Source organism: Sinorhizobium sp. Y406, assembly GCF_058732025.1.
The window spans coordinates 3,180,090-3,190,993 of sequence record NZ_CM178974.1 but is presented as its reverse complement, the minus strand read 5'-3'; the positions used below and the strand labels follow the sequence as shown (position 1 = coordinate 3,190,993).

Genomic DNA, 10,904 nt, shown 5'->3' with positions numbered 1-10,904 from the left:
CTGGCTTGAGTGCGCGTACATGGCTTGGCCATCCGCACCGAGCGCGATTCAATAGCCGCCTCTGTTGCGGCTTCTTGGATCGTCCGCCATCTTTTCCCGGTAGATATCTCCTTGCCTCGCCTTGCTGCGCCACGGACGAGCCTTATGAAGCGGGATTTCGTAAGCCGGATCGTCACGGTTGAGCACTGCGGTTGCCAGCCCCGCCCCTTGCATCGAGCATCGACTGATCCATTGCCCATCCGGGCCGATCACCCCTGCAGGTCCCTTGTCAGCGGTTTGTGCCGGCGTCGCGGCACCTATCCAGACACAGTTCAGCGCTGCATGTGCCTGGAGTGCGATCTGGAAGTGCGTCGGTATACCGTAGGAGGAGAAGAGAACCGCATCCGCGCCGAGGCGTTCGTACTCGGCGAATATCTCCGCGAACTGGCACTCGATGCATATGGCGCAGCCGAACCGGTAGCCATCGACCTCGAACGTGATCGGCGTCGTTCCCGGCGTGTACCAGCCGCCCAATTCGCCATGCGACAAATATCTCTTGTCGTATCTAGTCAGCAGATGTCCCTTGTCCGAGAAAACATAGAGGCTGTTATGGGGCGGATAAGCCTTTGAGAGGCGGTGAGCACCACCGATCACGGCGAACAGGCGAAGGTGCCGGCAAGTTTCGGCTATCGAGCGAAGCTCGGCTTCCTGTCGATCCCAATCGAAGTCTTGCCAGCGTTCGGGACTGATGATCTGCGCCTTACCGTAGCCGGACAGCGCACCTTCACAGAAGTTGATCAATCTCGCGCCTTGATCGGCCGCGTCCTTGATCGCTTTCCGTACCGCTGTTGCGTTGACCGAAATCTCGGGCGAAACGGGGATCTGTGCTGTTGTCACTTTCAATGATGCGCCCCAATCTCTGCGAATCACAAAGACACCGGAACGCATCTTACAGCTTTGCGCGTCATTTCAGACGCGCAACGGTTGCTGCAACTCTATGAAACTACGCATCGCTGACGAGCCGATCCGAGCCACGCCGATTCGGTCGAGATTCCTACGCCGCGGCGAGCGGCCTCGCCGTTCCCATTTCCTTCAGCCAGTCGAGATAATAGGCGTAGACGAAGTGCAGGCCGATGCCGGCGACGACATAGAGCGAGCCGGCGATCGGGTCCCTGTCGGTGACGAAGAGAAACACCTGCCCCGCCATGGCGAGGATCGTTCCGAAGATGAAGATCGGCAGCGAATGCCGGCCGATCATCACCAGCGGATGATCGATGCGCAACCGCGCCAGCTGGCTGACGCCGGGAATGATCGCGATCAGATAGGCGAGCGCCAGCACGTGCAGCAGCCGCGTCAGCGACAGGAAGGTCTTGTCGAAGCCGGTCAGCACCGCCGGCAGGCCGAAGGAAATGTCGATGTGCCACCAGGAGAACAGCACCCAGCAGGCCGAAATGAGGACATAGGCGGCCGATAGCCCGATAAGCCAGGGGCTTCGCGGCAAGTCGCCGCCGGCGCGCACGTGGTTCATGCACAGAATGCCGATCACGAAGAGGAACTGCCATGACCAGGGATTGAGGAACCAGTAGCCCTCGTCAAGGAAATTGTATGGCACCAGCTTGAAGCAGCCGGCGGCAAGCCACAAGATTGCCGAGACCGCAAACAGCAAGCGGGGGCTGATGGCGTTCAACCAGAGCATGGCCGGCAGCATCAGGAGCAGCACGGCATACATCGACAGGATATTGTTGTAGCCGAGCTGGTGGCCAAGGAGCACCATGGCAACGATGCCCTGTTCCGTCTGTTCGACGATCGGACGGATGTTGATCTCGCCGATCAGTTCCTGCCGGCCGAAATAGAGGGCGGCGCCGGCGAAGATCGCGAGCGTCACGATGCTCGTCATGATGTGGGCGACATAGAGTGTCATGGCGCGCCGCCATGCCTTGAGCGTCGATGCAAGACGTGCTCCGGCGACGAATTTGCGGCCATAGGCAGCGCCGACCGCAAGGCCGGAGATCAGCACGAAAGCCTCCGCCGAATCGGAAAAACCGAAGTTCTTGTGCGTGATATATTCGAGATATTGGCCGGGCACATGGTTGACGAAGATCGTCAGCAGACAGAGCGCCCGAAAGACGTCGAGGCGCGTGTCGCGGGTCGTCGCGCCGGGGCGCACGGCTTCCATTTGCTGTCTGGTGCTCTGAAGGGTCTTTTGCAGCATGCGATCCTGTTCCGGGTTTGACGCCCCGCCCCACCCTGCAGCAAGCCTACGGCCGCTGCGGCAATTTGAGTTGCTGCGTGTCTTTTCGGAGCCGAGTCAATTCGACGAGACATGCAGAGGTTGAAACGGGACGGCGCCGCGCCCAAGGAGCCGGCGCCGTCGGGGTCGCAATTCAGGCTGCGGTGAGGCTCCGGCGGACGTCATCGTCCGTCAGGATGCCGCTGGCGCGCAGCAGGGCGGCGAAGCGGCCGTTGCTGCGGCTGAGCTCGTTGAAGCCGCCCATTTCGACGATCCGGCCGTGGTCCATGAAGATGACGAGGTCGGCCTCACGCACCGTCGACAGGCGGTGAGCGATGATGAAGGTCGTCCGATCCTTGCGAAGCGCATCGATCGCGTCCTTGACTCTGGCCTCGGTCTCGACGTCGAGCGCACTGGTCGCCTCGTCCAGCACCAGGATCGGAGCATTCTTGAGGATGGCTCGGGCAATGGCGATGCGCTGGCGTTCGCCGCCGGAGAGGCGGTTGCCGCGCTCGCCGACGACCGTGTCGTAGCCGTTGAGGCGGTCTTCGATGAAGTCGCCCGCGGCGGCGGCCTCGGCCGCGGCCACGATCTCTTCCAGCGTGGCGTCCTCGCGGCCAAGCCGGATGTTGTCGCCGATAGACCGGTTCATCAGGCCGGCATCCTGGAAAACGGTGGCGATCGAGCGGCGTAGCGACTTGCGCGTAACCGTCGAGATGTCGACCCCGTCGATCAGTATCTGGCCGTGCTTCGGATCATGGACCCGCTGCAGGAGGTTGACGAGCGTCGTCTTGCCGGCGCCTGTCGGGCCGACGATGGCGATCGTCTGGCCGGCCTTGGCCGTGAAGGAGACGTTGTGCACGCCCTGGCCGGAATTCGCAAAATCAAAGGAGATGTTGCGGAATTCCACCTCTCCGACGACGCCGGTCAGTTCCTTGGCGTCGGCCGGCTCCTCGCGGTCACGCACCGAATCTTCGAGCTGGAAAAAGTCCTCGAGCTTGGCGCGCGCCTCGAAGATCTGCGTGGCGAAGGCCTTCATCTGGTCGAGGCGGCCGATCAGCAGATTGGCGAAGCCGATGAAGGCGATGACCTGGCCGACTCCGAGCTCGCCGCGCTGCACTAGAATGGTGCCGATGACGAGGATGGCCATCATCGATATGGTCGAGGCCATGCGGTTAAGCGCGCTTGCGATCGCCCACCAGTCGAGCACCGGATATTGCGCGGACAGCAGCCGTTCGGTGAACTTCTTCAGTTCGCGGGTCTCCGCCTCGATGCGGTTGTAGCTGTGAACCACCGACACATTGCTGATGGAGTCCGAGACGTGGGAGAAAACCGTATGATAGTGGTTCTCGACCGAGGCCTGACCTTCTTTGGTGCGGTTCATCACGACCTTGCTGATCACCACATAGGCGGCGCCGAGGATGACGAGTACGAGCGACAGGCGGAGATCCATCGCGAAGGCAGTCGGCACGAGCAGCACCAGCGCGACGGCGGTCGCAAGATGCTGCCGCATGAATTCGAGCCAGAGGCCGAAGAGGGTTTCGCAGGCACGTAAAAGCGTGTGCAGCGCGTTCGACGTGCCGCGCTGGCTGTGCCAGGAGAGCGGCATGGAAACGATCCGGCCGAAGGCCTGGGTCAGGAGTGTCGCCCGCCGGCCATGCGCCAGCCGGTCGGCCTCGCGGGAAACGAGGACGAAGGCGATGGTGTTGAACACCCCAAAGGCCGCCCACATGAGCAGCATCGGAGTGACTTCCTTTTGCGTTGAGATCGCGTCGATGATGCGACCGAACAGGATCGGTTCTGCAATCGTGATGACGGCGAGGACGATATTGGCAATGACAATCGCCCCGACGCGGAATTTGTGAACAGCAAGGTACTGAAGCGCTCTTGCATACACCTGTAACAAAGACACTGTCTCACCCCTTCTGGGCATCGATTGGACGCCGCAACCGAGCGGTGCGGCCTGTGCGATGCGTCTTCGCCGCCCCGGCGACATGGCGGTTTCGCCATGCGGGGCGCGACAAAGCCGCGCGGAAGCGGTCCCGTGAAAAAACCTGCTGGAAATGCGGAAGGGGCAGATCAGAAGGCCGGACCGACTGCCGCCATGGGAGGATTGGCGGGACGATCCACAGCTCGCTATCTCTTGCCCCGACTCCGATTTTTTGCAGGTTTCGTTAAGGACCGGGCGTGGTAAGAAGAATTATCGCGGTTGCAACATGAATGGCTTCTGAACGGCGCATTCATGTTGGAATTCCAGGGCGCTGTAGCCTGTTCCGACCTGAAGGTGTTCCATGAATATCACGTTGCTCGTACAGTTTCTGGCTCTTCTGGAAGAAATGAGGACACGCGAAGAGATTCTGCCGGAATTCGAGCGGTTGCTCGATCGCTGCGGGTTCGACTTCTATGGCGTCGTGCGTCAGCCGAAACCTCACGAAAATCCGCTGCGCCTGCTGCTCGCCGGACGCTGGCCGGAGAATTGGCCGCAGATCTACATCCGCAAAAAATATGTCGTCATCGATCCGACCATCCGCTATCTCGGCCATGCCCAGCGTGGATTTCGCTGGCGTGACACGCTGGCAGCCTTCCGCTCGGACCCGCATCGCAAGCGCATGGAAAGCATGATGGTGGAGGCGCGCAATCACGGCCTCTACGACGGCTATATCTTTCCGGTGCACGGGCGGCGCGGGCTCATGGGCAACCTGACGGTCGGCGGCCGTGTGGTCGATCTCACGCCGGTGGAGCTGAGCCTCTTCGACTCGATCGCCAGACGGCTGTTCTGGAAGCTGCTGGAGCTTACCGACCCGGAGATCATGGCCGAGCTCGTCTCGCGCGTCGACGTGCAGATGACACGGCGCGAAATGGAGGCCCTGAACTATCTCGCCGACGGCATGACCTCCAACGACATCGGCAAGGTCCTCGATATTTCTAGCCACACGGTCGACTGGTACATGAACGGCATTCAGGAAAAGCTGAAGGCGAAAAACCGCCATCACGCCGTCGCTATCGCCTTCCGCCTCGGCCTGATCTCTTAGAGAAAACGGACCCTATTGGCGTCGCATCTGAAATTGCACTTCATTCCGTGACTCGCTAATAGTTCATTTCGCGGGTGCAGCATTCCCGTGAATTCAAGTCTATTGAGGAGTCCGACTTGTCCATCTCAAAGATCCTTGTTGCCAACCGATCCGAAATCGCCATCCGCGTCTTCCGTGCGGCCAATGAGCTGGGGCTTAAAACGGTCGCGATCTGGGCGGAGGAGGACAAGCTGGCGCTGCACCGCTTCAAGGCGGACGAGAGTTATCAAGTCGGCCGCGGCCCGCACCTTCCACGCGATCTCGGCCCGATCGAGAGCTATCTTTCAATCGACGAGGTGATCCGCGTCGCCAAGCTTTCCGGCGCCGACGCGATCCATCCCGGTTACGGCCTGCTCTCGGAAAGCCCGGAATTCGCCGAGGCCTGTGCCGAGAACGGCATCACCTTCATCGGGCCGAAGCCGGAGACGATGCGCCAGCTCGGCAACAAGGTGGCCGCCCGCAACCTGGCGATCTCGATCGGCGTGCCGGTCGTGCCGGCGACGGATCCGCTGCCGGACGACCCGGCCGAGATCACGCGGCTCGCCGATGAAATCGGCTATCCGGTGATGCTGAAGGCCTCCTGGGGCGGCGGGGGCCGAGGTATGCGGGCGATCCGCGATCCCAAGGACCTGATCCGTGAGGTCACCGAGGCCAAGCGCGAGGCCAAGGCAGCTTTCGGTAAGGACGAGGTTTATCTGGAAAAGCTGGTCGAGCGCGCCCGCCACGTCGAGAGCCAGGTCCTCGGCGACACCCACGGCAATGTCGTACACCTCTTCGAGCGCGACTGCTCCATCCAGCGCCGCAACCAGAAGGTCGTCGAACGGGCACCGGCGCCCTATCTCACCGGTGCCGAGCGTCAGGAACTCGCCGACTACTCGCTGAAGATTGCGCACGCGACCAATTACATCGGCGCCGGCACGGTCGAGTATCTGATGGATGCCGACACCGGCAAGTTCTACTTCATAGAGGTCAATCCGCGCATCCAGGTCGAGCATACGGTGACCGAGGAGGTGACCGGCATCGACATCGTCAAGGCGCAGATCCATATCCTCGACGGCCATGCCATCGGCACGCCGGAATCCGGCGTGCCGCGGCAGGAGGATATCCGCCTCAACGGCCACGCGCTGCAGTGCCGCATCACAACGGAAGATCCGGAGCAGAACTTCATTCCGGACTACGGCCGCATCACCGCCTATCGCGGCGCCACGGGCTTCGGCATCCGGCTCGACGGCGGCACCGCCTATTCCGGCGCGGTCATCACCCGCTACTACGATCCGCTCTTGGAGAAGGTCACCGCCTGGGCCCCGAATCCGGAAGAAGCGATCCGCCGCATGGACCGGGCGCTCAGGGAATTCCGCATTCGCGGCGTCGCCACCAACCTCACCTTCCTCGAAGCGATCATCGGTCACCCGAAGTTCCGCGACAACAGCTACACGACCCGGTTCATCGACACGACGCCGGAACTGTTCCAGCAGGTGAAGCGTCAGGACCGCGCCACAAAGCTACTCACCTATCTCGCCGACGTCACCGTCAACGGCCATCCCGAGGCGAAGGGAAGGCCGAAGCCGTCGAACGATATCGCCGCGCCCGTCGTGCCCTTCATCGACGGCGGGGTGAAGCCTGGCACAAAACAGCGCCTCGACGAGCTCGGACCGAAGAAGTTCGCCGAATGGGTGAAGGCTGAGAAGCAGGTTCTCCTGACCGACACGACGATGCGCGACGCGCACCAGTCGCTGCTTGCGACCCGCATGCGCACCTACGACATCGCCCGCATCGCCGGCACCTATGCGCGGGCGCTGCCGAACCTCTTCTCGCTCGAATGCTGGGGTGGCGCCACCTTCGACGTCTCGATGCGCTTCCTGACGGAAGACCCGTGGGAGCGGCTGGCGATGGTACGCGAAGACGCGCCGAACCTGCTCCTGCAGATGCTTTTGCGCGGCGCCAACGGTGTCGGCTACAAGAACTATCCCGATAATGTGGTGAAGTACTTCGTCGCCCAGGCGGCCAGGGGCGGCATCGACGTCTTCCGCGTCTTCGACTGCCTCAATTGGGTGGAGAACATGCGCGTCGCGATGGACGCGGTGGCTTCCGAGAACAAGATCTGCGAGGCGGCGATCTGCTACACCGGCGACCTTCTGAATTCCGCCCGACCGAAATACGATCTCAAATATTACACCGCGCTTGCCGCCGAGCTGGAAAAGGCCGGCGCCCACATCATCGCCGTCAAGGACATGGCCGGGCTTCTGAAGCCGCAAGCGGCGCGGGTGCTGTTCAAGGCGCTGAAGGATGCGACCGACCTGCCGATCCATTTCCACACCCACGACACCTCCGGCATTGCCGCGGCGACGGTGCTCGCCGCGGTGGAATCCGGCGTCGACATCGTCGATGCGGCGATGGATGCGCTCTCCGGCAACACCTCCCAGCCCTGCCTCGGCTCGATCGTCGAGGCACTGTCCGGCTCGGAGCGCGACCCGGGTCTCAATCCCGAGTGGATCCGCCGCATCTCCTTCTATTGGGAGGCGGTGCGCCATCAATATGCGGCCTTCGAGAGCGACCTCAAGGGACCGGCTTCCGAAGTCTACCTGCATGAGATGCCGGGCGGCCAGTTCACCAATCTCAAGGAACAGGCCCGCTCGCTCGGGCTGGAGACCCGCTGGCACGAGGTGGCGCAGGCCTATGCCGACGCCAACCGGATGTTCGGCGACATCGTCAAGGTGACGCCCTCCTCCAAGGTCGTCGGCGACATGGCTTTGATGATGGTCAGCCAGGACCTTACGGTTGCCGATGTCGAAAACCCGACGAAGGACATCGCCTTCCCGGACTCGGTCGTCTCGATGCTCAAGGGCGACCTCGGCCAGCCGCCGGGCGGTTGGCCGGAAGCGCTGCAGAAGAAGGTGCTGAAGGGCGAAGAGCCCTATACGGCGGTGCCGGGCTCGCTGCTGCCGCCGGCCGACCTCGACGCCGAGCGCAAGACCATCGAGGAGAAGCTCGGCCGCGAAGTGAGCGACTTCGAGTTCGCCTCCTATCTGATGTATCCGAAAGTCTTCACCGATTATGCGGTCGCCTGCGAGACCTACGGACCGGTCAGCGTCCTGCCGACGCCTGCCTATTTCTACGGCATGACGCCGGGCGAGGAGCTCTTCGCCGACCTGGAGAAGGGCAAGACGCTGGTCGTCCTCAACCAGGCCCAGGGCGAGATCGACGAGAAGGGCATGGTCAAGATGTTCTTCGAACTCAACGGGCAGCCGCGCTCGATCAAGGTCCCGGACCGGGCGCACGGCGCCTCCGCCGCCATCCGCCGCAAGGCCGAGGCCGGCAATGCCGCCCATCTCGGCGCGCCGATGCCAGGCGTCATCTCGACCGTCGCCGTCGTCACCGGCCAGCCGGTCAAGGCCGGCGACGTGCTGCTCTCGATCGAGGCGATGAAGATGGAGACGGCGCTGCATGCGGAGAGGGACGGGGTCATCGCCGAGGTGCTGGTCCGGGCTGGCGATCAGATCGACGCCAAGGACCTGCTGGTCGTCTTTGGCTGATGCGGCCGACGCGACGTTGCCACGGCTTCTCAGCTGGGGAGCCGCCATCTTGCTAGCGACGTTTTGCAAATGAGTGAAACGTTTGAGGGCGGTTGCCAATGTGGTCATTGCCGCTACCGCATCGGGGGCAGATCGCTGGCCTTGTTTGCGTGCCATTGCCGCGAATGCCAGAAGCAGTCCGGAAGCGCCTTTGGGATGGCTTTCTGGATCGCGCCTTCGCAAGTCGAGCTTGGTCTGGGCGAGCTGTCTTCCTGGACACGCGAGACGCCAACGGGCAGGCGCATGATATGCGACTTCTGCCCGGAATGTGGCACGCGCCTGTTCCACCGCCAGCAGGGCCGGACAGACTTGATCAGCATCAAACCCGGCACGCTCGACGACACCTCGGCCCTGGCTCCGGTCGCCCATATCTGGCTCGATAGCGCACAGGGCTGGAGCCGAATAGGTGAAGAGTGCCTGCAATATCCGGGCAACCCAGAAGATTTTGCGCCGCTATTTGCGCGTTGGAATGAGGGCCGTGAACCCGCCAAACCAGCTTGTGGAAAGTAAAGGCCGGCAGCGATCAGCCGTTATTTGCCCCGCGTGTACGGCCGGTGGTTCACCGGCACCTGCGAGGCTGAACTTTAGATATCAAAGCTCATCGGCGCGCTGAGCGAAGCAATGAACCGCTTCGTTCGCTCCCGCTCCGGCGTCGAAAAAATCTTGCGCGGCGGTCCACTTTCGACGACGACGCCGGCGTCGAGGAAGATGACGTGGTCGGCAACGCGGGAGGCAAGGCGCAGGTCGTGGGTGGCCATGATCATCGTCGTGCCTTCGCGGGCAAGCCGGCTAAGCACCTCCACCACCTCCTCCGCCAGTTCCGGATCGAGGGCCGAGGTCGGTTCGTCGCAAAGCAGCACGCGCGGCGATGGAGCAAGCGCCCTGGCGATCGCGACGCGCTGTTGCTGGCCGCCGGAGAGCGTTGCCGGCCAAGCGTCGGCTTTGTGGGCCATGCCGACCTTTTCCAGGAGTTCGAGCGCCCGGGCGCGGGCACGATCGGCGGGCCATTTGAGAACGGTGACGAGGCCTTCCATGACATTGCCGATCGCCGTCTGATGTGGAAACAGTTGGAAGTTCTGGAACACCATGCCGGTCTGGCGGCGGAGTTTCTGGACCGCCTGCCAGCCGACCTTGCGGTCGGGCGCGAATTCCAGCCGTTCATCGCCTAGGCGAATCGTGCCGCTGGTCGGGATCTCGAGAAGGTTGACGCAGCGCAGAAGCGTGCTTTTTCCGCCGCCGGAAGGCCCGACAAGGGCCGTGACCGTGCCCTCCGCCAGCGTCACGCTGATATCGTTCAGCACCGTGTGCGTGCCGAAACGCTTGACGATATGTGAGAGCTCGATCATGCGCGCGCCTCCAGGAAGCCACCATAGCGGGCGAAGCGCTTCTCCAACTTCACCTGCAGGGCCGAGAGCACGGAACTTATGACGAGGTAAATCAAGGCGGCCTCGATGTAGAGGATCAGCGGCTCATAGGTGGTCGCGACGATGCGCTGCGCCGTCTGGAAGAGTTCGGGCACGGTGATCGCGGCGGCGAGCGAGGTGTCCTTCACCAGCGAGATGAAGGTGTTCGAGAGCGGCGGCACGGCGACGCGGCCGGCCTGCGGCAGGATGGTGCGGCGCATTGCCTGGGGCCAACTCATGCCGATCGAATAGGCCGCCTCCCATTGCCCCCGCGGGACCGACGAGATCACCGCGCGAATGATCTCGGACGAATAGGCGCCGATATTCAGCGTGAAGCCGATCAGCGCCGCCGGAAAGGCGTCGAGCAGGATGCCGAGGCTCGGCAGTCCGTAGAAAATGACGAAGAGCTGGACGAGCAGCGGTGTGCCGCGGATAACCCAGACATAGAAGCGCGCCACGGCAACGAGCGGAGCCGGCGCAAAGAGCCGGACGAGCGCGGTGACCAGGCCGAGCAGGAGGCCCAGTGTGAAGGAAAGCAGCGTGAGCGGAATCGTGAAGACGAGGCCGGCCCAGAGCAGGGTCGGCAGCGATTGCGCCATGAGGTGAAGCCAGTCGGGCAAGGCAAGGCCTTTCATAAAATGCGATCCGC

8 protein-coding genes are annotated in these 10,904 nt (G+C 62.7%); 3 read left to right on the top strand and 5 right to left on the bottom strand.

Annotated features, from left to right (window positions below; translation table 11 throughout):
* Nucleotides 1–48: 48 nt before the first annotated feature.
* The 3 genes from AC4P1R_RS15125 to AC4P1R_RS15115 form a co-directional block, all read right to left on the bottom strand.
* Nucleotides 49–927, bottom strand: coding sequence for a carbon-nitrogen hydrolase family protein (locus tag AC4P1R_RS15125; protein WP_151611778.1), 879 nt, complete (start codon nucleotides 925–927; stop codon nucleotides 49–51).
* Between the two features lie 106 nt (nucleotides 928–1,033).
* Nucleotides 1,034–2,191 (bottom strand): OpgC family protein, encoded by a 1,158-nt coding sequence (locus AC4P1R_RS15120; RefSeq protein ID WP_069458831.1) that lies wholly within the window; start codon nucleotides 2,189–2,191, stop codon nucleotides 1,034–1,036.
* 172 nt (nucleotides 2,192–2,363) lie between these two features.
* Nucleotides 2,364–4,121 carry a glucan ABC transporter ATP-binding protein/ permease gene (locus tag AC4P1R_RS15115; protein ID WP_069458979.1) on the bottom strand — a complete coding sequence of 586 codons (1,758 nt, stop codon included), beginning with the start codon at nucleotides 4,119–4,121 and terminating at the stop codon, nucleotides 2,364–2,366.
* 379 nt (nucleotides 4,122–4,500) lie between these two features.
* On the opposite strand from AC4P1R_RS15115, the gene AC4P1R_RS15110 reads away from it, so the two are divergent.
* From AC4P1R_RS15110 to AC4P1R_RS15100, 3 genes are all read left to right on the top strand, one after another.
* A complete protein-coding gene (locus AC4P1R_RS15110; protein ID WP_069458830.1) occupies nucleotides 4,501–5,241 on the top strand; it encodes a LuxR family transcriptional regulator in 741 nt (246 codons plus the stop codon).
* 116 nt (nucleotides 5,242–5,357) lie between these two features.
* Nucleotides 5,358–8,813: a pyruvate carboxylase gene (gene pyc, locus AC4P1R_RS15105; RefSeq protein ID WP_069458829.1), complete on the top strand. Its 3,456-nt coding sequence runs from the start codon at nucleotides 5,358–5,360 to the stop codon at nucleotides 8,811–8,813.
* Between the two features lie 69 nt (nucleotides 8,814–8,882).
* Nucleotides 8,883–9,362, top strand: a complete 480-nt coding sequence (locus tag AC4P1R_RS15100; RefSeq protein WP_151611777.1) for a GFA family protein — start codon at nucleotides 8,883–8,885, stop codon at nucleotides 9,360–9,362.
* Between the two features lie 74 nt (nucleotides 9,363–9,436).
* On the opposite strand, the gene AC4P1R_RS15095 is transcribed toward AC4P1R_RS15100, so the two are convergent.
* Nucleotides 9,437–10,198, bottom strand: a complete 762-nt coding sequence (locus tag AC4P1R_RS15095; protein WP_069458827.1) for an amino acid ABC transporter ATP-binding protein — start codon at nucleotides 10,196–10,198, stop codon at nucleotides 9,437–9,439.
* Entirely contained in the window at nucleotides 10,195–10,875 is a 681-nt protein-coding gene (locus tag AC4P1R_RS15090) for an ABC transporter permease subunit (RefSeq protein ID WP_069458978.1), read from the bottom strand. The genes AC4P1R_RS15095 and AC4P1R_RS15090 overlap by 4 nt, the downstream gene beginning before the upstream one ends.
* Between the last annotated feature and the right edge of the window lie 29 nt (nucleotides 10,876–10,904).